This window comes from Shewanella sp. MR-4 (genome assembly GCF_000014685.1).
GTDB lineage: Bacteria > Pseudomonadota > Gammaproteobacteria > Enterobacterales > Shewanellaceae > Shewanella.
Genome location: NC_008321.1, coordinates 4189942 through 4213758, shown reverse-complemented (window position 1 = coordinate 4213758; position 23817 = coordinate 4189942). Strand labels below are relative to the sequence as shown.

23 protein-coding genes are annotated in these 23817 nt (G+C 46.3%); 4 read left to right on the top strand and 19 right to left on the bottom strand.

Annotated elements, in window-relative coordinates; translation table 11 throughout:
* Positions 1-15 precede the first annotated feature (15 nt).
* From SHEWMR4_RS18405 to SHEWMR4_RS18365, 10 genes are all read right to left on the bottom strand, one after another.
* Positions 16-1485 carry a P-loop NTPase fold protein gene (locus tag SHEWMR4_RS18405; RefSeq protein ID WP_011624254.1) on the bottom strand — a complete coding sequence of 490 codons (1470 nt, stop codon included), beginning with the start codon at positions 1483-1485 and terminating at the stop codon, positions 16-18.
* A gap of 383 nt (positions 1486-1868) precedes the next feature.
* The gene (locus SHEWMR4_RS18400; protein ID WP_011624253.1) at positions 1869-2456 is read right to left on the bottom strand and encodes a DMP19 family protein; all 588 of its coding nucleotides are present in this window, start codon (positions 2454-2456) and stop codon (positions 1869-1871) included.
* 69 nt (positions 2457-2525) lie between these two features.
* Complete coding sequence (locus tag SHEWMR4_RS18395; RefSeq protein WP_011624252.1) at positions 2526-2912, bottom strand: gamma-butyrobetaine hydroxylase-like domain-containing protein; 387 nt, start codon at positions 2910-2912, stop codon at positions 2526-2528.
* 145 nt (positions 2913-3057) lie between these two features.
* Positions 3058-4386: an ATP-dependent protease ATPase subunit HslU gene (gene hslU, locus SHEWMR4_RS18390; RefSeq protein ID WP_011624251.1), complete on the bottom strand. Its 1329-nt coding sequence runs from the start codon at positions 4384-4386 to the stop codon at positions 3058-3060.
* A gap of 18 nt (positions 4387-4404) precedes the next feature.
* Complete coding sequence (gene hslV / locus SHEWMR4_RS18385) at positions 4405-4929, bottom strand: ATP-dependent protease subunit HslV (RefSeq protein ID WP_011073856.1); 525 nt, start codon at positions 4927-4929, stop codon at positions 4405-4407.
* Positions 4930-5083: 154 nt separating this feature from the next.
* On the bottom strand, positions 5084-5689 hold the full coding sequence (locus SHEWMR4_RS18380) for a type II secretion system protein (RefSeq protein ID WP_011624250.1): 606 nt from the start codon (positions 5687-5689) through the stop codon (positions 5084-5086).
* A 159-nt stretch (positions 5690-5848) separates the two neighbouring features.
* Positions 5849-6028, bottom strand: coding sequence for a hypothetical protein (locus SHEWMR4_RS21140; RefSeq protein ID WP_264622898.1), 180 nt, complete (start codon positions 6026-6028; stop codon positions 5849-5851).
* Positions 6029-6072: 44 nt separating this feature from the next.
* Positions 6073-6390 (bottom strand): dihydrofolate reductase family protein, encoded by a 318-nt coding sequence (locus tag SHEWMR4_RS21135; protein WP_227499213.1) that lies wholly within the window; start codon positions 6388-6390, stop codon positions 6073-6075.
* A 15-nt stretch (positions 6391-6405) separates the two neighbouring features.
* Positions 6406-6687: a hypothetical protein gene (locus SHEWMR4_RS18370; protein ID WP_011624249.1), complete on the bottom strand. Its 282-nt coding sequence runs from the start codon at positions 6685-6687 to the stop codon at positions 6406-6408.
* Between the two features lie 439 nt (positions 6688-7126).
* Positions 7127-7732: a response regulator transcription factor gene (locus SHEWMR4_RS18365; RefSeq protein WP_011624248.1), complete on the bottom strand. Its 606-nt coding sequence runs from the start codon at positions 7730-7732 to the stop codon at positions 7127-7129.
* 206 nt (positions 7733-7938) lie between these two features.
* Between SHEWMR4_RS18365 and SHEWMR4_RS18360 the strand changes: the two genes are divergently transcribed.
* Entirely contained in the window at positions 7939-9744 is a 1806-nt protein-coding gene (locus tag SHEWMR4_RS18360) for a PhnD/SsuA/transferrin family substrate-binding protein (protein WP_041408903.1), read from the top strand.
* Positions 9745-10083: 339 nt separating this feature from the next.
* Here the strand turns inward: SHEWMR4_RS18360 and SHEWMR4_RS18355 are convergent, their stop codons facing one another.
* From SHEWMR4_RS18355 to SHEWMR4_RS18320, 7 genes are all read right to left on the bottom strand, one after another.
* Positions 10084-10542, bottom strand: a complete 459-nt coding sequence (locus SHEWMR4_RS18355) for an energy transducer TonB (protein WP_011624246.1) — start codon at positions 10540-10542, stop codon at positions 10084-10086.
* A gap of 341 nt (positions 10543-10883) precedes the next feature.
* Positions 10884-12044, bottom strand: coding sequence for a putative sulfate/molybdate transporter (locus SHEWMR4_RS18350; RefSeq protein ID WP_011624245.1), 1161 nt, complete (start codon positions 12042-12044; stop codon positions 10884-10886).
* 279 nt (positions 12045-12323) lie between these two features.
* On the bottom strand, positions 12324-13712 hold the full coding sequence (locus SHEWMR4_RS18345; RefSeq protein ID WP_011624244.1) for a tetrathionate reductase family octaheme c-type cytochrome: 1389 nt from the start codon (positions 13710-13712) through the stop codon (positions 12324-12326).
* 46 nt (positions 13713-13758) lie between these two features.
* Complete coding sequence (locus SHEWMR4_RS18340; protein WP_011624243.1) at positions 13759-15489, bottom strand: DUF3373 domain-containing protein; 1731 nt, start codon at positions 15487-15489, stop codon at positions 13759-13761.
* A 177-nt stretch (positions 15490-15666) separates the two neighbouring features.
* A complete protein-coding gene (locus SHEWMR4_RS18335; RefSeq protein WP_011624242.1) occupies positions 15667-15996 on the bottom strand; it encodes a c-type cytochrome in 330 nt (109 codons plus the stop codon).
* 592 nt (positions 15997-16588) lie between these two features.
* Positions 16589-18127, bottom strand: coding sequence for a tetratricopeptide repeat protein (locus SHEWMR4_RS18325; protein WP_011624241.1), 1539 nt, complete (start codon positions 18125-18127; stop codon positions 16589-16591).
* A gap of 117 nt (positions 18128-18244) precedes the next feature.
* On the bottom strand, positions 18245-19081 hold the full coding sequence (locus tag SHEWMR4_RS18320; protein WP_011624240.1) for a mechanosensitive ion channel family protein: 837 nt from the start codon (positions 19079-19081) through the stop codon (positions 18245-18247).
* Between the two features lie 168 nt (positions 19082-19249).
* Here SHEWMR4_RS18320 and SHEWMR4_RS18315 point away from each other — a divergent pair, with 168 nt between their 5' ends.
* Both SHEWMR4_RS18315 and SHEWMR4_RS18310 read left to right on the top strand, forming a co-directional pair.
* Positions 19250-19729, top strand: a complete 480-nt coding sequence (locus tag SHEWMR4_RS18315; protein WP_011624239.1) for a hypothetical protein — start codon at positions 19250-19252, stop codon at positions 19727-19729.
* 416 nt (positions 19730-20145) lie between these two features.
* A complete protein-coding gene (locus tag SHEWMR4_RS18310) occupies positions 20146-21321 on the top strand; it encodes a type III PLP-dependent enzyme (RefSeq protein WP_011624238.1) in 1176 nt (391 codons plus the stop codon).
* A gap of 59 nt (positions 21322-21380) precedes the next feature.
* On the opposite strand, the gene SHEWMR4_RS18305 is transcribed toward SHEWMR4_RS18310, so the two are convergent.
* Entirely contained in the window at positions 21381-21593 is a 213-nt protein-coding gene (locus tag SHEWMR4_RS18305; protein WP_011624237.1) for a YdcH family protein, read from the bottom strand.
* Between the two features lie 412 nt (positions 21594-22005).
* On the opposite strand from SHEWMR4_RS18305, the gene udp reads away from it, so the two are divergent.
* Entirely contained in the window at positions 22006-22764 is a 759-nt protein-coding gene (udp, locus tag SHEWMR4_RS18300; protein ID WP_011624236.1) for a uridine phosphorylase, read from the top strand.
* 112 nt (positions 22765-22876) lie between these two features.
* On the opposite strand, the gene SHEWMR4_RS18295 is transcribed toward udp, so the two are convergent.
* Positions 22877-23629 (bottom strand): outer membrane protein OmpK, encoded by a 753-nt coding sequence (locus tag SHEWMR4_RS18295; protein ID WP_011624235.1) that lies wholly within the window; start codon positions 23627-23629, stop codon positions 22877-22879.
* Positions 23630-23817: the final 188 nt, after the last annotated feature.

Genomic DNA, 23817 nt, shown 5'->3' with positions numbered 1-23817 from the left:
GGCTTTTAGTGGTGTTTATTGAATATGTCCCGATAGCTCTATTACTCTTTGATAGTTCTCCCATAACCAATAATTGCACTTAGGATTGTTGTATTGGTGTATGATTTCTGTAAATATGGTTATGCTATCTCGAGAGTAACCTAATATTTCAATGTCGCCAAAATTGTACGATTCAATAGTTAGCATTTCTTGTGCGTACGCATGCTCCCGATAATGGCCGTGCCCTTTATATTTAACTTTAGACTCTGTCGTCATTACGCAATTAAACATAACATCGATAGTGCCACTTAGTTGACTATAATTTGTTTTTATATTCGTCCTTAAAGGGTTATTATTTTTACGTTCGGAAAGTTCTGGTTTGTCTAAATGCTGTTCTATCAAGCCTACTATTAGAACTATTGTGTTTATAACAGTATTAGAGTTTTCTTTAATTCCTAAGGCATAATCTAAGCTAGTGAAAAATCTATTAAGAATTTGCTCAACTCCCCTTAATTCAATGTTATTGGCTTCAAAAAGATCTGCAAATACTTCAATGATTATGTCCATGGTGATAAGAGGGTGGAGATTTATTCCACTGTTTGTGTATTTACTAAAATCGAGTTGCTTTGCTTTTAAGTAATCCACTGTAGATATTGGTGGAAGACTCACTTTTCTATCAAAAAATCTTCGTAAATAATGTTTGGCGTCAAACGTTGAACCGTATACGGCTTGAACAGAATGCTCTAAAACCTCAGTGTTTGTTGCTACTAAGAATGTGCAACCTTTTGTTTCAAAGAAATGTTTAATGACTTCAAGAGTTTCAATAGCGTAAGTAGGCCTACATCTATCCAGTTCGTCAATCAAAATAACAATAGGAGTATTTAGTTTGTATATAACCTCTATCAACTCGGATATATAGGTTATGTACTCCTTGATATCTTTCATGGCTTGTACAGCGGCTACATGATTTTTTTGAATCGTTTCAACGTACTTTTGCGATTTCGATTCAGTTATTAAGTTTGGGATAGCTGATATGGCCGCATTAACTGAGGATATTTCCGTCGAAATGGAGTTGTCACCACTAACAAGTGAGGCAAGTGTGGCGTAATGTAAGCAAGTACCTAATTTGGCTTTCAGTTGGTTAAATGTTTCGGTTGCTTTATTTTCATTCTTGATTTCGCTATTTGGACTTTTTTCTTTTAATATGAACTCAATCTGTTGAATTAATTCACTACAAATAACGGCTAGGGGGTTTGTTGAAAAATCACTTTCCCAAATATCAATATAGACAACAGGATGATTTCTTTTGGCTAGTTCAATATATAAACGCCTAATGAACTCCGTTTTACCTGAGCCATATATTCCATCTAGATTAATAACTCGGCTATCTGCAGTGAGGAAGTGAGCGATAAATTCACCAAATTCTCTTCTGTTCGTCTTACAGGTCTCCCAGTTATATTTCGGTTCCCATTCCATGTATTTTCTGGCGTGATTTGAAATGTCCATTTATTTCCCTTTCTTAAGTACGATGTTAGCTGGCTATAAAATATCAATAGAATTAATCGAGACACTCATTGTTAAATTTTACAATGCAGATGGCTCTTGGTATTAACAGCTTACGCCGAAGTTACAGAATACACATCCCCTCGGAGTTGCTGTAGGGCGAATAGACAAATTGCGTGAGTCTTGCCATGGATGGCAAGCTAGCTTTCGCAGGTGCAGGGACGCATCCTTCGGAAGCGATAGCAAATTTGGCAATGAGCACAAGGGGCTTTCAACTCCGTAGGGGCGTCTTGGAGAATCCAAGGAGGATAGGACGAGCAGTCCTCCTTGGTCGGGTGTGGGGTGAAACCCCACGACGTTAAGTGTTATTGCGATAAATAGAATATTTATCGGTTCGATACTACCAATCCCATTTGTATTGCATAGCTCTCTAGCTTGATATCAAGATTATCCAAATCTTTATAAAACTCATCATCGAGTTGATTGAGTCGGGCTTCGGCGACTGGATTATCGGTTGCGGCGAGGCGTTGATCTCTGTCGGTAGGGACGGGATGATCGCCAAATACCGCCTGTTTAGCCTGTTGTAATAGGGCTAACGAGTGCAAAGCGCCAATTTGCTCAAGGCCGCGCTCGGCAACAGCATAATGCTCGCCCGATGAGTTATCGAAGTACTGGATAAAGCCGCCGTTGTAGACTTCACCAGAGAGACAATTGACTGCGTAATAGTGCTGCGCCGCTTCGCTTAACGTGTGAAAGCCCTGTTTATCGTCGTGCACTCGCACCACAATATCTCGCCACAGCGCTCTAAAAGGGCAGGTTTTATCTAATTCCCGCTCCTTTTGGTAATAGGTTTTTGCCTGTTCGATATTTTCACGATTGCCGTTTTTGCAGGGCATACATAAGCCTGCGTTTCGCTCGGCCGTGCTGGGCATGATTAAGGTTTGGCAAGCTGTGCAGGGGACTTTTTCCGACATTATCTTTCCTTAGACTAGTCAGTGGGTAAGCACTCAAGGAGAGTCTTGAGCGCTAATGGCGCTAACTGATTAGTTGTACTTTATATTCATCGCAATCAGCGGTTCGCGGGAAGCCTTCTCAGCTCGCAGGCGTGCTAAGTACTTTTCCCATAATTCCACTTGGTGAGTGGCGAGATCGTAAAGCACCTGCCAGGAAAACAGCCCGGTATCGTGGCCATCGTCGAAGACGATTTTTACCGCGTAGTTACCTACGGGTTCGATGCTGGTGATATTCACATTTTTCTTGTGGGTGACCAGCTTAGGGTTACCGTGACCATGCACTTCGGCGGAGGGGGAATAGACGCGTAACATCTCACAGCTGAGTTGATACTGCTCGCCGTTATCGAAGCTGATTTCTAAAATGCGCGATTTACGCTTGAGCTTAAGATCGGTGACATTGGGTGTGCTAGTGGTCATAGGTAGTGCCAAGAAAATACGGGGAATGGACAAGCTGTAACATAACAATTTGTGGCTAAGGTTACAAAGTGTAAGCCTTAGCCACAGTCACAATTTTGCACTCAATGTTCGGAACGAACATTGCAGGCTTGGATAACAGCCCTAGTTACAGGATAAAGCGGCTTAGGTCTTCGTCTTGAACCAGATTATCTAAGTGAGCACTCACATAATCGGCATCAATCACAAATGAGCTACCAGACTTGTCGGACGCCTCATAGGAGATATCTTCCATCAGCTTTTCCATCACGGTATGTAGACGACGGGCACCAATGTTTTCGGTGCGCTCGTTCACTTGCCATGCCGCCTTAGCAATGCTCTCGATGCCCGACTCGGCAAACTCAATAGTCACGCCTTCGGTGGCCATCAGCGCAATATATTGCTCGGTCAGTGAGGCGTGTGGCTCAGTTAAAATGCGTTTAAAATCATCGGCTGATAACGCATCAAGCTCAACGCGGATCGGTAAACGGCCTTGTAGCTCGGGGATTAAATCCGAAGGTTTTGCCATTTGGAACGCGCCCGAAGCGATAAACAGAATATGGTCGGTTTTCACCATGCCATGTTTAGTGGTGACAGTGCAGCCTTCAACTAAAGGTAACAGGTCGCGCTGTACGCCTTCGCGGGACACGTCTGGACCAGAGGTTTCGCCACGCTTACAGATCTTGTCGATTTCGTCGAGGAACACTATGCCGTGCTGCTCAACCAATTCAATGGCTTGCTCTTTTAAATCTTCTTGATTAACCAGTTTGGCCGCTTCTTCTTCGATCAACAGCTTAAAGGCTTCTTTGATCTTCATCTTGCGACGTTTAGCCGGTGCTTGGCCCATGTTTTTAAACAGGCTTTGCAGTTGGTTGGTCATTTCTTCCATGCCCGGTGGCGACATGATTTCGATACCCACCTGTGGCTGGGCCACATCGATATCGATTTCTTTGTCGTCTAACTGGCCTTCACGCAGCTTTTTGCGGAAGATCTGACGGGTATTGGAGCTGGTATCGCTGTCCGTGTTGTCCCAGTCGTTTTTCGGCTTGGGCAGTAGGGCATCGAGAATACGCTCTTCGGCGTGTTCTTCGGCGCGTTGACGGCATTTGCCCATTTGTTGCTCGCGGGTCAGCTTAATGGCGATGTCGGTTAAATCACGGATGATTTGCTCGACTTCTTTACCCACGTAACCCACTTCGGTGAACTTAGTGGCTTCAACCTTGATGAACGGCGCATTGGCGAGCTTTGCCAAACGGCGGGCGATTTCGGTTTTACCTACGCCGGTTGGGCCAATCATCAGAATGTTTTTTGGGGTGACTTCTTGACGGAAGTCGGCATCCAATTGCATGCGGCGCCAGCGGTTACGCAGGGCGACGGCGACGGAACGCTTGGCCTTTTTCTGGCCGATAATGTGGGCATCCAGCTCGTGGACAATCTCACGGGGGGTCATTTCAGACATAATATTCCTCACGGGCTGTTAGTAGTTAAGTTCTTCAATTGTCTTGAATTGATTGGTGAATACGCAGATATCGCCTGCAATAGTCAGCGACTTTTCTGCAATTTCCAGCGCCGATAATTCGGTATTTTGTAGCAGGGCTAGCGCCGCCGCTTGGGCATAGTTACCGCCCGAGCCAATGGCGACTAAATCATGTTCTGGCTGCACTACGTCACCATTTCCTGTGATGATCAGTGACGCTTCGGCATCGGCAACCACCAGCATGGCCTCGAGTTTGCGCAGCATGCGGTCGGTTCGCCAATCTTTGGCCAGTTCAACGGCCGATCGTAATAGATGGCCTTGGTGCATCTCGAGCTTGGACTCGAAACGCTCAAATAGGGTAAAAGCGTCGGCGGTGCCGCCAGCAAAACCTGCCAACACTTTGTTGTGATATAAGCGACGCACTTTCTTGGCGTTACCTTTCATGACGGTATTGCCTAGGGAGACTTGGCCATCGCCGGCGATGACAACTTGGTTATTACGGCGTACTGATACGATAGTGGTCACAATGAATCCTCTTCTCTTGCCCGCAATGAAAATCCTGCGGTGGATGATGGAATAGATATGGGGATGGATGGTCAGATTTCAAGTGAAAGCGGAAAAAGCCACAGGGCGTTAGGGATTTTATGCCCTGTGGCTAAAGCGGATATGCTTGGTGCGTTTAGGGGGAAGGTGGTATTTCAGATTTCGAAAAGGAGGAACGACCGATAACAGTGCGGCCATGGAGGGGATAGTATTTTAGCTCCCAATTCTCACTGCCAAGACGGCGATCATCCGACACATAGTTAAAGTAACAATAAGTGTCAGGATCACTTATTGCGCCGCCAGCGTACCAGTAGACTATGTCGATATCGGACGCCTGTTGCTGTTCCCAATTCGTGTGTGAGGTGAGGACAAAGTCCTGATTATCGAGTAAGGATTGCCATAACTCACCACAGAAATCGCCTTGTAATTGAGTGCCTTGATTGCCGCCATTGTCTGTGTCTTTACCTAAGGGAAAACCAGTGGTGGTTGAGTCTAAAGTGCCATCACCATAACAGGCAAGATCTTGGGTGTAGCCCGAGTGTCCACCCGCAAGCCAACAACTGTGATACAGCTTTACGCCAGAGGTAAAAGCGGCGAAGGCGGCTTTTGCCCGTGCATTGTGGGCATCTTGGCTAAGATTTATAAAGCGAGGCGCAGCGACCACGGCAAGAATGCCTAAGATGATGATAACCACCACCAATTCGATTAGGGTAAATCCTTTAGATGTATGTAGACGGCTCATACTGCTCACCTGTTGCTAAGATGGCGATATTCTAACGTATCTTTGATAGATGATCATTAAGTTATTGATAGAACTTAATTTTACTTAACAGGCTGGTTACATTAATGACTCGATTCTGCAAAGCTGAGTCGGTCAGCGTTCCCGTAGGGAGATAATCGATTAACTGATTACGCGATAACGAGTTTGCACATAGCCATTGTCATATTGCTGAGTGTGTAGGGCTTCTAGCTGAATCGCGTGGGCCAAGCTGCCAAAGAGAGGGATGTCACAACCAAGCAAGGTTGGGATGCGCGTGAGCGTTAACTCCTGTATCAGTCCTGCCGCGAGAAATCCCTGAATAGTTTGCCCGCCATCGATATAGAGATGTTTAAAACCGCGCTTTTTTAGTTGTCCACACTAATGCTCGTTGCATCCCCGTTAAGCACTTCGACCCGAGTGCTTAATGCTGCGGGAATTGAAATGCCATGTTTGCTTAAAACAAACACGGGCAGCGATTCATAGGGCCAATCGCAGTCAAATGACAGAACTTTTTCAAAGCTCTTGCGCCCCATCACGATGGCATCAACCGTTTTGATAAAGGCGCAGTAACCAAAATCTTCTTCGGGATTACTGCTCGGATGCTGATTTAAAAAATCGATATCCCCATCGGGCGAGGCAATAAACCTATCGAGTGAAACGGCAATAAAAACCGAGGCTTGCATTTATCTTCCTTGAGACTATTTGCGAGAGTGCTTATCGAGCGATTCTCTTAGCGCTTGTTGTTGAACTAAGCAATCCTCTTTCGCTTTGCCAGACATATCGGCGCAGCTTTGGCCTTTATCTGAGTCTTTTAATAATGCTGAAGCGGTATAGATGGCGGCGTCTGTTTTGTCACATTCTTGCTGATCAGCTGGATATGTTTGGTTGCATCTATCACTGACCAGTGTGTTTGTTAGGCATCCGCTTAGGGAGCCAAGCATAAAAAGACTAAAAGAGAGGTTGATGATGATCTTAGACATAAATTCTTCCTTGATTGCGTTTGAGTCTGCAAATTATGTTGTTGATTATGACCTCAAATCATCATGAATGTTCTGGGTCTATAAATGAATTTACTTTGTTGGCGGCTGAGGGGCGAGCCTTGTGGACAAAACAGGAGAGATAAAAAAGCCCCGAGAACACTGGCCGTTCTCGGGGGAAGGTTCTAAAGCAGTGGATCTTTAATGCCTACGGGACATAAAGGAGAGAACCTGAGCTGAGTGTGGCAGTTTATTGCTGAAGCGACAAAGCTAAACTGACAAACTGCGACAGCTTGTCGCAGGGCAACTTTTGCCAGGGCAAGCAAGGGAAAGTGTTCAAGTCAGCATATCTGAGTAGGGCTAGCAGAGACCTTGTGGCTAAGACTGTAGAGCACTAAGGCACTAAGGCACTAAGGCACTAAGGCACTAAGGTATTAAGACATTAAGGCAGTAGGGCATTGAGGTGAGCTAAATGCTGGACTAATTCGGCCATATTGCTAACTTCGAGCTTTTTCATAATCTTAGCGCGATGGACTTCGATGGTTCTTAAGGATAAATACATGGCTTCGGAGATCTGTTTATTGGTCATGCCTTGAACCACATGGGCTAAAACTTGTTGTTCGCGCTCAGTCAGTTGGGCAAATTTTTGCTGCAGATACAGTTGCTCAAAACTGGCTTGGCTTTCTTTATGCGCTTTTTCAATCGCTTGAACCAAAGCTTTGCCGGACACGGGCTTTTGAAAAAAGTCACAGGCACCTTTGCGGAAGGCGCTTAATGCCATAGGTAAATCGCCGTGACCCGTTAGAAAGATCACACCCAGCGGGCTTTGGGTCTCAAGCAATTTTTGCTGGACTTCTTGGCCGGTGATCTCCGGCATTCTGCTATCTAAAATCACGCAGCCCGCCTGCGTTAAGGGGCATTGGGCTAAAAAATCCCGTCCACTGCTAAAGGTTTGTACTTGATAGCCAAATTGCCCGAGCATAAACCCTAGAGAATCGAGAATCGCCTCATCATCATCGACTAAGTACAACTGTAGCTTGGTGGACATGGTTTTCCTTGCAATGGTTTTGGTGTTATCAGCTTAAGCCTGCGGTGTAGCTGGCTCAATTTTAAGCCGAGGTCTTGGGAGGTGTATCACTAAATTAGCCGAATCCTATCGGCCATGCGCCAGAGTTTGGGGCGATTCACAGCTTAATTGAAGCGGTAAAGATAAAGTGAACCGATAACAAGGGCATAGTGGAAAAGGCGAGCGCAATGGGGTTGTGGTGTCGGGCAATACTCGTGAGTGTTATCTTGAGTCTGACAGGGCTTACCCTGTGCTATGCCGATGAAGATGTGTCCGTCAATGAATTTAAGGTGGGTGTGCTGGCCAATCATGGTGTGTTGCAAGCTAAACAACGCTGGCAGCCAATGATGGATTACCTGAGCGAAAAAGTCCCCAATAGCCGTTTTGAAGTGGTGCCGGTGGATTTTAATGGCATGCGTAGCCAGTTACTTAGCCACGACTTGCAATTTATTGTGACCAACCCCGGCCAGTATCTGCATTTGAGTAATAACTTTCCGCTCTCGTGGCTGGCGACCATGAAGAGCCGTAAACATCAAGGCAGCACTTTTACCATAGGCGCGACCATTATTGTGCGTGCCGATAGCCCAATCCGCAGTTTGCAGGATTTACGGGGCAAGAATGTGGTTGCCAGCGATCCGCAGGCGCTCGGTGGCTATCAAGCGGCGATGGGACTGCTGCATAAAATGGGCTATTTGCCGGAGCAGTTTTTCGGTGATGTGCGATTCTTAGGCTTTCCCCTCGAGCCGCTAATCTATCAAGTGCGCGATGGTAATGCCGATGCTGCGATTGCGCCTTTTTGCACCTTAGAGGAAATGATTGAAACCGGGCTTATCAATCAAGCCGATTATCGGGTTATTCATCCAACCAATCCTCCTGGTTATGACTGCGAGGTGAGCACCCAGCTTTATCCTAATTGGTCATTCGCGGCCGCAGATACAGTATCGCCGCGTATTACCATGCAAATTACTCGCGCCCTGTTTGACTTGCCCGCCGACCATGTGGCGGCGATTACCGCCGATACCTTAGGTTGGACAGCGCCGGTGAGTCAGCTCAAGGTGATTGAATTATTTAAAGAATTACAGCTGCAAGGCGCAGCCCCTCCTCTCTATCAAACCGTCTATAAATGGATGGAGAAAAATAAAGAGTGGGGTGGGGTATTGCTGCTGATCTTTATCGTATCGACCATTTATCACCTGTGGCTCGAATATAAATTTCGCCAAAAGAGCGAGTTTTTGGTCAGCACCGAGCGGCAGTTAAAGGATAAAGCCTTGCAGCTAGAGCGGTTGCAGAGTGCGGCGATTCTCGGGGAGATTGGCGCGGGGCTTGCCCATGAATTAAATCAACCTATTGCCGCCATAACCCAATACAGTGAAGGCGCCATGCTACAGCTAGAAAGGCTGGGGCAGGATAATCCTGAACTCTATGATATTTTAGGGAAAATCAACGCGCAATCGATACGAGCAGGGGCGGTTGTGCACCGCATTCGCGGTTTACTCAAACGTCGCCAGTCTAAGGCCGAACCGCTCAATGTGACCCTAGTCGTCAAAGAAGCCTTAGCCCTGCTGCGGCGCGAGTTAGACCGCGCAGGTGTGCAAGTTACTGTATTGGTCGAAGGTCATCCCTTTGAAGTCTTGGGGGATAGCGTGGGCCTCAGTCAAATGTGGGTCAACCTAGTCAAAAATAGTTTAGATGCGCTAGAAGCCTGTGAAGATCACCGAACGCGCCAGTTGAGGGTGGAGATCTATTATCAACCCACTGAAATTAAAGTATTAGTGATTGATAATGGTGAAGGATTGCAACGCCAAGCCAGTGAGCTAATGGCCTCATTTGCCTCCACCAAGGATGCGGGACTCGGTTTAGGTTTAGCCATTTGTAAGGATGTCGTCAGCCGCCACCATGGCAGTATTGAGATTGAAAACTGCAAGCAATCGGTACATGCCCAATTACCCTGGCAGCAAGGCTGTGTGGTAACCGTGGTATTGCCCAGCCAATAAAATTTTAAAGTATGCCTTACCGTTAGCTTAAAATTATAGTCGTTTTCTAAATGTATACTGAGCAATGCCTATTGGATAGTAATGCTATACATACTATTTATATGAACTAATAAGAGTCTGATAAGCCTTTAAATTAATCTAAGAATTAAGGGTGTTATTGCTAGAAATAATAAAGTTATCACCTATAATTTTGGAGAATTATAATAACAGGGATGAAAGCCATAGTATTAAAGTTTAAGTTTTATATTTTTTAGGTGTCGGCATTAATATTTTATAATATAGGTTTGCCGCCGTTTAATACGGCGGTTTTACTATCCTTTATAGCAGGATTACATAAGATTATGCATCGTGAATTTGACCGCAATGTGCTATGGCTTCAGCACTTTTTGGAGATTTACTAACACTAAAGTCCATTTGTATAATTGTTAATACTGGTTTTTTATCACTGTTTTTATCAGTAGCTTTCCATCTCCAGTTAGCTAATGCTGCAGTAGCATAATTATCAAATACACCTTCAGGATATGATTTTTTTACCTTATATCCACTTGGTTTTCCACTGCTATTAATTCCAACAACTAACGCTACACAACCTGAGATGCCATTTTTAGCTGCTTCTATAGGATATTCTGGATGGACTCTTTTATCTGTAATCCAGTACTCGTTGAGTAACTCCTTTTTATCTTCAGAAGTTAAATCTAAATATTCTATGGTATTATTATTTTTCTGCGCGCTAGATGCGTTCGACGCACACAAAGTCAAAACGATAATAAAAAATGATTTTTTCAAAGTCTGTAGCATAGAGGGCTCCTTGCTGTTACGGATGTTTACTTCCTAGTAGGTATCTTAGATCATCATTAACTTACACAATTAACCGCAGTTACGCAAATTTAACATGTTAGGTTGAATGGTTTCGATGTTTTTTAAAGAATAAATAATTTATGTTCTAGATACAGAAGTAAAGCAGAGAGTAGAATCATTGAATAAATGCCAGTCTATAAGTTGCAATAGAAAGAATATTCCAATGGATTTAGCTGTAAAGCCTAGACCCGCTTAGGAGTATAATTTGATCTAAAAATCATTTTGCACTTGGAATCTTTGATAGACACAAAAGACAACATTTGGATTGATGCTCGAAGTACTTAACGCATGGCGAGCATGGCCCAAGTGCGGCGACCTTGCTCTAGAAGAATTCCGACAGCGAGGCCCGCTGCGGCGTTGACAGCCAAGCAAGTGACTGCGGTCGCGAGGATCACAAAGATACAGAAGGGTTTACCATCGATAAGGCGTTTTGACCACGCCAGTTGCAAACCGCCGATGGACAGCAAACTGCCGAGAATCGCCACAGGGATAAGCCCGAGCAACCACGCAATTTGCCCATCCCAGAATAGGGCGATAACCACACAAGTACTGCCGAAGATTAATGGCGCGAGGTGAGTGCGTGCGCCAAAGTGGTATTGCACCGCAAGGCCTCCTGCACCATGGCACATGGCCGATGCACCAAAAGGCGCGAGTAACAAATTGGCCAGCCCAGAGCTAATGGCCAAGTTTTTAGGCGTGAGTTTGGCGGCATCTTCGGGGAATTTTTCCTGCGCCATGGCTGAAGTTGCAATGACCGCATTGGTTAAGGTGAGGGCGAGCTGTGGCAGCACCAGTAAAATCGCTGCTGAACTCCACTCGTTAAGGCTAGGCCAAGCTAAATGTAAGGATGTACTCAAAGCGGGAATGTTCAGGCTGGTGGCAATGTCGGTTTGACTATTGGCTTGCCATAACATGCCAGCAGCGATAACGAGTGGCATAGCAAGGTAACGTAAGGGTAAGAATTTACTCACAAATAGTAAGGCAAACGCGCCGAGTCCGAGCAGCCAAAAGTCGCTCATCATCTTAGTGCCCATCCACATCAACTGCAGACCAATCGCTAGTTGGATACCAACACTCACGGCTTGGGATAATTGTTTGGCAAGCCAAGTAATGGCGCCGCTAAAGGCCAAGATTAACAGTATGATACCCATCAGCATGGCACTGGCTTGGAGCATCCCTGGTGTTAAGCCTTGGGCGATTACGAGGGCGGCGATCACCTTCATGGGTTGGACGGGAATAGGGCGGCGATAAAATAAGGCGCTTAAGATTGCGAATAGGCCAAAGCCCAAAAATATCCCTTGGGGCGAAAATTGGTTTAGGGCGATTAAGCCCAAGACTAAGGGTAAAAAAGTGCCTAGGTCGGCGAAGGCGCCGCTGGTTTCACCGAGTAAACGGTTAAGCGGTTGAGTCGAATGCTGTGTTGGGGTTTTGCCCGCGGTCATAGAGGTTGCCACAATTGAACATTGCCTGTTTAGGCAAAATAAATGCCATAAAAATCAGTTAATTTGACTTATAAACAGAGCCAAACTCCTTTTCACGCCTATAGATTGAGACAAACTGGGACAGTGTTATTTTTTAACTGCGGCGATTTGTCTTTGTTGGCAGGTATAGCACGATAAAAAAGAGAGCTTAGCCAGCGGGCACTAAGCTCTCAAAGGTTTGCAGGGGAGCGATACTCGCTATGCCATTAGATTAGGTTAGGCGATAGCGAGTGAAACGGCTTATGGTTGTTTATGTTTAGGGCCTTGCTTGTTTTTCATTGGATCGCCTTGATAGCCCAAGGCTTGCCAATCGAGGTGAGTGCCTTTGTTGTGGCAATCATTACAGTTAAGCGCTTGTTCCTTCGGTGACACCATGTGGTTGATACGCCACCACATTTCAGTGGCGGCAAAGCCATATTCACCACTGTATTTGATGCCTTTTTCAGTCATGGTGGTGTTGGCTTCCATACCCAGTTTCGCCGCTAAATTCCAATCAAACTCGCTCCAGTATCCGCCCTTGCCATAGGTTTTTGGGGTGATAAAGATATTGAGTTTCTTGTCGTAAATCTGCTTACCTGTATGCACTTTAAAGGGATAAATCTTGGCTTTAGCATCGTTAATATCGCCCATAGGGTAGGTCAGTTTAGTGACGACATTCGGGTCCATCTTGTCCCCCGCCATATAAGCGTTAGCCGTGCCGTTGTACCAAGCGTACTGGGGCTTGACCATTTTCTCCCACACAAAGTCACCCTTCTTCTTCTGATAGGTGTGTTTGCCATATTGATCAACGGTCTCAGGTTTATCATCACCCGCAGTTGACCAATCCCAGCGCATCTTGGTGGGCTCATTCTTCGCGAAGAAGGGAATATGGCAGGTTTGGCAGGCCACGGTTGCGGTATGGGTATTGAGCTTTTTGTTGCTGTGCGGCGCACTCTCGTGGCAGTTCTCACAACCTATATGGTCGATGCCGCCTGGGGAGACACCCATAGCATTACCCGAAATTTGATGCTTTTCAGTGGTATGACAGTTTTGGCATTGGAAGTTATTGCCGTCGCTGTCCATGTGCACATCGGTGGCTTTATCTGGATAGGCCATGGAGGAGTCGAGATCCCCGTGTTTGACCGCATCACCACCGCCACCATAGAAATGGCAGCTACCGCAGTTATCCCGCACGGGATCACCGACGTTTTGCGCGATCTTCGCCAGATCGAGTTTCGCCATGGGTTCGCCTGCGCCGGCGGGGTCTTTCACATAGGTGCCTGTGGTGTCGTGGCAGACAAGGCAGTCCACTTTGGTTTTGTCTTTAAAATCAAAGTTACTGTCCTTCCAGCCATAACCTGCGTGGCAGCTAGTGCAGCGAGGTTCGTTGCTGGAAATCGACACACAGAAGTTATTGATACTGTTTTTCTTACCGCGTAATACGGTTCTATCGGGTAGCTTTTGTTCTAACTCCCATGTCCAGTGGGAGGTTTTCATCATGTCTGTGGCTTGTTCTTCGTGGCAGGTTAAGCACTGAGTCGTCACCTCAGAACCTGTGGCGAAGGGGCCTTTGAGAACATCTTTATGGGGATTGGCGGCCTGCGCTTGCAACGCCATACCCGCTAAGGCAATAACAATGAGTTTTTTCATTCTGTACTCCTGCCCTCGGCAATACCGAGGGCTGAATGGCATGTGATTAGAAGTTAATGGTCAGCGAGGCATTCACATCGAAGGCCTTATCGACCGCAGGCAGCATCGAGTAGGCAGAGCCCGCTAACACCTCATCGATTTTTTGTGGTGCGCCCACAGGTGTGCCACTACCCGTGTATTCGTAGTCGTAGTAGAGTCCTGCCAGTTTGATAAACATTTTTGGATTGATATCAAAGATGTAATAGGCTTCGCCGACATGGCCACGGGTGGCTAACTTGCTACCGATGGGGTCGTCTTGGGCTTGGGTGAAGGGCGTCCAATATTTAGAACCGTAGTTATATTCCAAGCCAAATTTGCCGTAGGGCGCGGGGATTTGGATACCCACATAGATGCCATAACCATCTTTGGTATCGGTATCATCACTGGTTTTCGGCACCATGATGATTTCGGTGCCAGTGCTGTTGAGCTCTGCTTCAAACACCGCATCGGATAACATGCCGCCGAACATACCCGCATTGCCATTTGGCTCGGCGCGTGTCCAACCCAATGAGGCAAACCATTTGATATCGTTAGCTTCTTCTCGCGCAAAGCCAATGCCGCCGAGGTACATATCACCAATGACGCCGCTAGGTTGCACTCGGGTGACAAAGTTAAAGTTGTCGAACTTTTGCATATCTTGGTACATGGTCGGAGCAAAAATCCCCGCGAGTTGGGTCGGGAAGGCCATAGTGCCTTTAAAGCCGTCGTTCACGTCTTTGGCACCAAACAGGGTAAATTGCAGGAAGTTAGTGCCATCGTTAATGGCATCGATATTAAAGCCGCCGAGATGGGTATCCTTGGTGACGATGTCGCCAAACATTTCGCCATTACCCCATTGGGATTCAAAGCCTTGGCCATAACAGAAGCGGACCACTTGCCCCTCAACCCCTGTGATTTCCCCTAGGTTGTACCCTAAGGTGGCGCCGTCGAAGTTAAAGTTAACTAAATGGCCAGAAGGCGTGCCGCCACGCAGTTCGTTTTCACGGTAGTGGCTTGGTGGGCCATAGGTGGATGGACGGCGACCAATCGAGAGGTAAAATTCGGAGCCATTGATTTTTTTCCAGTCGAAATAGGCGCGCTCGACCCGCAGCCAGTCACCGCTGGTGTTGCCGCTGCTGGTGCCATCCATAGTGAATGAACGCCAGGAGTCGAACACTTGTACGCCTGTGGAGTCGCCCCAGTTTTTATACATGCTCAGACGACCGGCAAAACTGACGTTGTCCCATACCTTGGCCTTAAGATTTAACCGCAGGCGAGTGGTGTAAAAGATATCGTTATCAATATCTTGGATATGTTGCTGTGCGAGGACGTATGGCATCACACCCTGTAAAATGCCGTTTTGAAAGGCTGCGGCCAGATCGGGATTGGCTTGCATCATCTGTCCGAGTGGCGAGTTAGGATCGTTTGGCATCCCAAAGGCGCCGGACATGGCCTTGGCGCCAAAGTCATTAAAGTTAACTTTAATGGCGGGGTTCCAAACGACATCGCGGTAATGCAGTGAGTGGGCCTTGGTTCTAAAGTCACCTGTGATTTCAAGCCGGTCTAACGAGGTGTGGCGCTCGGTTTTATCGACGCGGCTATTGAGTTCATCGAGCTGTTCGGTGATATCGGCCAGCTGTTGTTTCAGCTCGGCCATTTTTTGAGTGTCCGTTGGCGTTTCGTTGGCGGCGGCAAAGGTTTGGCCGGACATAAACAGCGCATTTGCAACCAATATCGAAATGAGTGTAGGTGTACGCATAGGGTTTCTCCCTGAGTGTTCCGCTGGCACTGGATCAAGGCCCTGTGCCAAATTTACCCAACAGGAGGCCCTGAGGTGTGCTCCCCATTTTTCTCTTATTGGGCTTGGTTTTATTTCAATGGGTTAACTTACAGTTGCAGGCCTGTGGTTATCCCTTTGATTTAGGCTCGGCAGCGATTAACCGCAGGTTTGCGGTTGCTCCGAGTCGGCGGCATGGTCATACAGGAATTGCTGTATATCTTTGAGATCTTGCTCAGTGAGGCCGTTGAATACCTCAGGTTTGAGTTTGTGTTTATCTTTGTCGAAGAAGCGGTCCCATTGGCTCATGGTTTTGCTCATTGGGGTCAGCTCGCCACCTTCACCACCTTGGCTATGGCAGGCTTTACATTCTTTTTTATAGAGGTGTTTTCCCTTTTTGGGATTGCCCCCATCGGCGGCGTAGGCTTGAATTCCCAAACTGCTGATTAGCGCGACGGCGATTGCGATCTTAGTTGAAGTTTTCATCATCTCATCCTTTCTTAAGTGTCATTCACATGACTTTGTTGGTGGAATGTGGCTATTGCTTCCACCTTGTGAATAAATTTATCAAAGCTGATGGGATGTTTATTTGAGGTGTATCACTTTCATTAAAAAAATCTAATTGATAAAAATTTCATTGATAAAAATCTAATTGACTGACGATGGATTGAATTGGGTGGGAATTTACATTTTCAAAAACAAAGATTTGTTTTTATTGCTAAATTAGCTTGTTGTGCCGCAGCTAGGGATTTAGGTCGGAGAGGACGAAAAAATGATAGTGATCGAGTTAACATTTTGTAAAATTTGCGATCTCTAAAGTAGCCAGTCGAAATGATTTTGCTCCATTTTCGCTGTGTGAGGGCGGGGCTGCTAGGCGTTGATAAGGGCGGCTGATTTCTAATTTTTTTAACGCAGCGGCTAAGTTAATAATAACCCGCCGTGCTTTATTCACTTTCGCGGAGAAGAAGCGCCAAGGCTGGCGACATTGCTGCGGCATTTGACCCAAGCCACGGTTTAAGCCGTGGTTTTTAAGAAGAGGGTTTGGCTAAGCGGCCAAACCCTAGCATTCAGCAGTTTATCCTTATTCGTTGCTCTGTAAGTAAGGCGCTAGTTGGACTTCAATTCTCTCGATTTCATCTTGGGCATACAACAACTCGGACTCTGTTAAGCGCGGCAGGACTTGTTGTTGATACAAAAGCTGATCGCTATTCATCCCGTATTTGCCAAAGTTGCGCAGTAATATGCTCGACCAAATATATGTCTGAACCGGTTTATCAATCGACTCATGGCGGTTGATATCAACGAGGGCTTGCATACCATCTTGGCTGCCCAAGTCGGCAGCTTTACGGTACCAAGTCTCTGCGGTTTGCAACGCTTCGCGGCTCGGATGCTCACCCTTGCGGTAGATTTCTGCTTGGTTAAGGTAGTAATAAGCTTGCTGCTCATTGGGGATAGGATGTTGATGCAGAAAGTTATTACACAGGCTTTGGGCTTCGCGGATCTCTAGGGTACCTAAGCGCTTACTGAGCTTCTCATATGCGTCTTGATAGTCACTGATATGGCTCATAGCCGCCAGTTGGTAATACATTAAGGCTTTAATCGGTTGGCGCGAGACGCCTAAGCCTTCTTCATAGATTTTACCTAGGCCGAATAGGGCTTCTTCTTGCCACTGGGACGCTAGCGTCTCGAATTCTGTTCTTGCCTGCTGGTAGTCATTATCCGTTTGTGGGTCGAGTAGTTTAAGGTGTGCCAGCGCTAACTTGGCAAAAACATTGTCAGCGGTGCAGGATTTTTCTAACCAGTGGCGGGCTTTACCGTAGTCGACGGCAAAATCTTCACCATAGAGGAAACGTTTGCCTAGGTAATACTGGCGAAAATCATTTTCTACGGCATATTCGCTGAGTAGGGCTTCGGCACGGACGAGATCCTTAGGGCCGCCTTGGCCTGCGGCCAGCATATGGCCTAGGTTATCTTTTGCGAGTTCATCACCGGCGGCGACGGCTTTCTCAAAGTATTCCCGCGCTTTGCTATAGTCGGGCGTGACACGTTCATCGTGCCAGTAGAGTGTACCTAAGTGGTAATAGGCATCTTGGTTTCCTTGGGCGGCAGCCTTTTCGAACCAGTAAATTGCTTGGCTTGCATCGGGATCGAGAAAGGGTTGTCTGAGATACAAATAGGCGAGCTCATATTGAAACTCGACTTGCCCCGCTTCAGCACTGGCTTTGAGTTGTTCTACCTGTTCGCGTAACTGCTCGGGTGTTTGCGCCTCAGAGGCGACCAAGCTAGTTAGGGTGATCATGGGTAAAAATTGCGGATCGATCTCGGCGGCTTTGCGATACCAATATTCAGATGCCTTGGGATCGGCGGGGACTTGTTGGAATCGACCCGAATACAACTCGGCCATAGCAATGGCGGCCACGGCAAAGCCTTTATCTACGGCCTGCTGAATATAGTCTAGGCCTGAGTTGATTTTGCCCTGATTGATTAATGTGAGTCCGTGATTGAGTAGCGCCGAGGGCTCACCCGCGGCAAGCGCTTCGGCTTGTATTTTCTTTTTTTGGTATTTGGCAAAAAAAATAAACAGAACGACAAAGGCTATAATGATAAGTATCAACAACATAGTAATCCGTCACTATCGATATTTGGGCCGCACAGTAAACGCGCATCCCGAAAAAATTGCAAGTTAACTGTGTTAGATGAGGCGAATGTTTGAAGTCATTCGCCTCGATGGAGGCGCTTACTTTTCTTGCAAATGAATTTCTCGCACTGGGCAAGCCATTTCGATACCAGCCTGTTTGAGGGCGTTATAAATGGCCATATTTATCTTGTATTTATGCTGAAAGTAACTTTGTGTCGGTACCCAGTAACGCACACCAATCTCGATGCCGATGGCATTAAAACCATTGATACCAATATTTGGTGTAGTGTCCTGACTGACATTGGGGTTTTGGCTCAGCAGCTCTGTGATTAGGCTTATCGCCGCTTCAGGGTCGTTGTTATAACTCAGATTAAATTGGGTTTCGACCAGCTTATTACCGAAGGAGTTATGCAAGATCTCACCAACGATGTGCTTGTTGGGAATGCTAATTTGCTCGCCTTCCTCATTGGTTAAAATCGTCATTCCCAAATTAATCCGCGTGACGACACCGCTTTCACCTTTGATTTCGATGGTATTTCCGACCACAAAAGGGCGAGTCACAATAATGGTGACCCCAGCAGCATAGTTCGACAGCATGCCCTGTAGGGCTAAACCCGCGCCGAGGGAGGCGGCACCAATCGCTGCCACCATGGGCGTGACGCTAATGCCTATCTTGCCTAGGGCAATAATACCCACCATGACAATGATTAGGATACGGATCAGATTGCTGACAAAGTTACTCAGGGTGATGTCGATGTGATGCTTTTCGCACTGCTTGGCGACTAAGCGCGAGACTTTGCTGGCGACCCACAGACCCAATAAAAAGACCAGCGCCGCACCGATTAATTGGAAACTATAATTGACTAAAAACTCGGTGATCAGCTGGTAAACGCCTTGGAGTTGCTGCAATTCTTGATCGAGTCCCGGTGTTATCATAATGATATCCTTACAATAAATTTAACCGCCCTAGTATAACGTACAATTGCTTTGAAAGGCGTATTCGCCATGCATTGTGAAGCGTATCATGTAATGGCTCGGATTAAATGAGCCGGTTGTGAGACTCGGGTATGCTATTGCCCGTATCAAAAATGGAGTTAAGTGTTTATGAGAAAGCTGTTGTTGTGTCTGTCCTTCCTTTTCACTCCCATGATGGCCTTGGCGGCGAGTTATGTTGCCGGGGATGCGATCAATCCTATTTCATTGCAGGATCAAAATGAGCAAGCGGTCAGTGTGACTGACGAAACCAAAGTCGTGCTCTTTAGCCGCAGTATGAAAGGCGGCGATATTATTAAAGAAACGCTTACACCACTCGCGGGAGATAAGTTTCCACCGCATTTAGTCTATGTGGCGGATATCAGTGGCATGCCATCGTTGATCGCCAAATTTGTCGCCGTGCCGCAAATGCAGGAGTTGCCCTTTGCCATTGGGTTAGACAGGGAAGGCGAGATCAGCCGCCTGTTACCCGATACTAAAGATATGGCGACGATGATTTTACTGGACCACCGCAATATTCAGGACATCGCCTACTTCGATTCGAGTGAAGCCTTAAGCCAAGCCTTAGCGAAACTAAACGAGTCGCAATAGTCTGTACTTTGGGATCAATGTTGAGGGGACTTTCCCCTCAGCTGATTTGATCTCGCTTTAGAGTGGTGATTTTTGGCTCGTGCGGATTGAGCTTGAATCGCTATTCGGCCGACGAGTGTTACTCAGTATTTTTCCTCAGATCATCCTTAGCTGCATAAGCTTGAGTTGCCGTCGTAAAAAATTCATTTTTCCTACCTCAAAAACGTCAATATTCTCTGTTGTGCTCTTGTGCATAATTATCTGTTTTGATAGCAGTTTTTTTATGTTTGTCACCGCTTAAAATTTCATGGAATAAAAAGTTAGTTATTAAGCATAAAAATTCGTTGCGTTAAATAAAAAAATAGCGTTTACTGCGCACGTTTTTTAAGACAGATAGCGAATCTTTTACCATTTGACCCAAAGGAGACTCTGGCCCAATGAGCCAATTTCAATCTATTGATGTTGCTGACTATTATGATGCTGAAACCTTCAAACGTATTGAAGAGTTTGCCAAAGATAAAGCGACCCCGTTCGTGGTGATTGATACCAGTATCATTGCGAAACAATACGATGACATGGTTAATAGTTTTCCTTATGCCGATGTTTATTATGCAGTTAAGGCAAACCCTGCGGCTGAGATCCTGACGTTATTGAAAAACAAAGGGTCAAACTTCGATATTGCGTCGATTTATGAATTAGATATGGTCACTAACGTGGGCGTAACGCCTGACCGCGTGAGCTATGGCAATACCATCAAAAAGCGTCAAGATGTGCGTGCATTTTATGAGCGTGGTGTGCGTATGTATGCATCGGATTCTGAAGCTGACTTACGTATGATCGCCGAAGAAGCACCAGGTTCACGCATTTATGTGCGCATCCTGACCGAAGGCACGGACACCGCCGATTGGCCACTGTCTCGTAAGTTTGGTTGCCAAAATGAGATGGCTTATGAGCTGTTAGTTCTGGCGAAGGAATTAGGCTTAGAGCCCTTTGGTATTTCATTCCACGTGGGTTCACAGCAACGTGATATCGGTGCTTGGGATTCGGCGATTGGTAAAGTGAAGAGCATCTTCGATCGTTTGCGTGATGAGCACAACATCGTCCTGAAGATGATCAACATGGGTGGTGGCTTCCCAGCTAACTATATCGACAAAACCAATCAACTGGGTGTGTATGCTGAGCAAATCACTCACTTCCTGAAGGAAGATTTTGGTGATGATTTGCCACAGATCATTCTGGAGCCGGGTCGCTCGCTGATCTCTAACGCTGGTGTGTTGGTGTCTGAGGTGGTGCTGATCAGTAAGAAATCCTACACCGCATTAGAGCGTTGGGTATTTACCGATGTGGGTAAGTTCTCTGGTTTAATCGAAACCATGGATGAGGCGATTAAATTCCCAATCTTCACCCACAAACAAGGTGAGTTGGACAAATGTGTTATCGCCGGCCCGACCTGCGATAGCGCCGACATCATGTACGAACACTACAGCTATGGTCTGCCGAATGACCTCGCGATTGGAGACCGTATGTACTGGTTAACCGCCGGTGCTTACACCACCACTTATTCAGCGGTGTGCTTTAACGGTTTCCCACCTCTGAAGGATTACTACCTGTAATCTTGGCCGCAAGGCAACAAAAAGGGCGCTTAGGCGCCCTTCGTTTTTGGCGTCACCACTTAATTGTGGGATTTGAGAATTTGATAGATCTCTTCTTTTAAATGCAGTTTTTTGCTCTTGAGTTCTTTCACTGTGGGATTGAAATCACTGCCAACGCGTTTTTCCAGTTGCTTGATTTCTTCATCTAATTGATTGTGCTCGTTGAATTTACGTTGAAAATGAGCATCTTGAGTCTTTAAAGTGGTAATGAGATCTCGATATTCTGGAAACATTGGCGTTCTCCTTGTCGTCTTTTATCGTGCTTTGGTCTCGTGTTAACCCTAACCTTAGGCACAATGATGAAACGTGATTTGGATCAATATTTATCCTCCTACAGATTAATACTAAAGGGTGATTTCAGCAAATTTTATATAAATCAACAACCTATATCTTTTATATTGCTCGGTGTGGCGAGTGAGTTAGATCTGGCTCACACTTAATTTCACCTGATTGACGAGTGCCTACAGAAACATCACAGATTTGCTATCTTTGTGATCAAGCTGTAATAGGTTTGGTAATTACATTACGAATGAACAATTCTTCTTGCCGATAATTCTGTGATCAAGTTAACCTTCACCGCTTCGATACTAGGTTAAAGTCGATTTTATAAGAATTTTATTATCAAAAATGAAAGGGGTTTTCACGATGGCTGATGTATTTCACTTAGGTTTGACCAAAGCGATGCTCGATGGTGCCACTTTGGCGATTGTGCCCGGCGATCCTGAGCGTGTAAAACGTATTGCCGAGTTAATGGATAATGCCACATTCCTTGCAAGCCACCGCGAGTACACCAGCTACTTAGCGTATGCTGACGGTAAGCCAGTGGTGATTTGCTCTACCGGTATCGGTGGTCCATCAACGTCGATTGCAGTTGAAGAGTTAGCGCAATTAGGTGTGAATACCTTCCTGCGTGTTGGTACCACAGGTGCGATTCAACCCCATGTAAATGTGGGTGATGTGATTGTGACTCAAGCGTCAGTGCGTTTAGATGGCGCGAGCTTACATTTTGCACCTATGGAGTTCCCAGCGGTTGCTAACTTCGAATGTACCACTGCTATGGTTGCTGCGTGCCGCGATGCGGGCGTAGAGCCTCATATCGGCGTTACCGCATCTTCTGATACCTTCTACCCAGGCCAAGAGCGCTATGACACTGTGACTGGCCGTGTGACCCGTCGTTTCGCTGGCTCAATGAAAGAGTGGCAGGATATGGGCGTGCTGAACTATGAAATGGAATCTGCGACCCTATTCACTATGTGTGCGACTCAAGGTTGGCGTGCGGCGTGTGTGGCTGGCGTTATCGTAAACCGCACTCAACAGGAAATCCCGAACGAAGCGACAATGAAGCAAACTGAAGTCAGTGCTGTTTCTATCGTCGTGGCTGCCGCTAAGAAGCTACTGGCTTAATTCGACGACACGCTCCCCTGCAAAGCGAGTGTTGCTTGTGTAATAATAAAAAAGGTGCCTAGGGCACCTTTTTTATTCGCTGTATCCGCTAAGGCGGGCTGTATCACTTAGATTAGAAGTGGTACTGAGCAATGACAGAATAAGTGTCTTGGTCGACACCCTTCACGCCGTATTTGTTGGTCCACAGATCGTACTCGATACCCACAAGCAGTTTATTTGCCTTGTGATCACCAAATAGGCTCTTACCTAAATCGTATTTCAGCTGAGGGTTGAAGTGGAAGTTCTCTTCATAACCACTGTTATCCGTTGCAAATACCCAATCGATAAAGCCATCGAGCACGATATTGGCCGAACCTACAGGGATATCGATTCTGAAGACTGGGGTGAACTGCCAGCCATCACTGATATTGCCTGAGCTCATTGCATCGCGACGATAAGTGTTGAAGTTAAGGTAGGTAAAGTAAGGTACGGCAACATCGACCCCTAAACCATAGAGCAAGCTATGCACAGGGCCTTCACCTTCTTCGTAGGTAAGGGCTAATGAAAGATCGGTAATAGGGCCGAACGCAATTTTTTCGCCGAGGATTTTGCTCGCGCTAAAGCGAGGTGAAATCTCTCCGTAGGTGGTGCTATCCATGCCCGTGTGGTCGCCTTTGAAGTAGATAAAATCTTGGAAGGCAAACCAATCACCGTATTTCCATGCACCAGCGGTTTCGAGTGTGACTGTCGTTTGCTTGTCCGAAGGAGCCAAGTCGTAGTCTTCGCCATAAAGGGCGGTTGCACTGAAATCCCACCACTGTACTAAGTCACCAGCAAATGCTTGAGGTGAAAGCATTAATGCTAGACATAGGCATGTCTTTTTCATTGTTATTTCCTGTTGTAGGGGTAGACGCTAAATAAAGTTGTACTCAGTTCCTGCTCAGAGGGCTGAACCTACAAACGGCTAGGGTGGAGCGGCTTGTATAGGTTCTGGCTGAGGGCAAGGTAAAAAGTGCGGGCAATATATGCAAAAATTTACAATTATTCAAAGTTTTTTATCGAATGTTGTTGTGA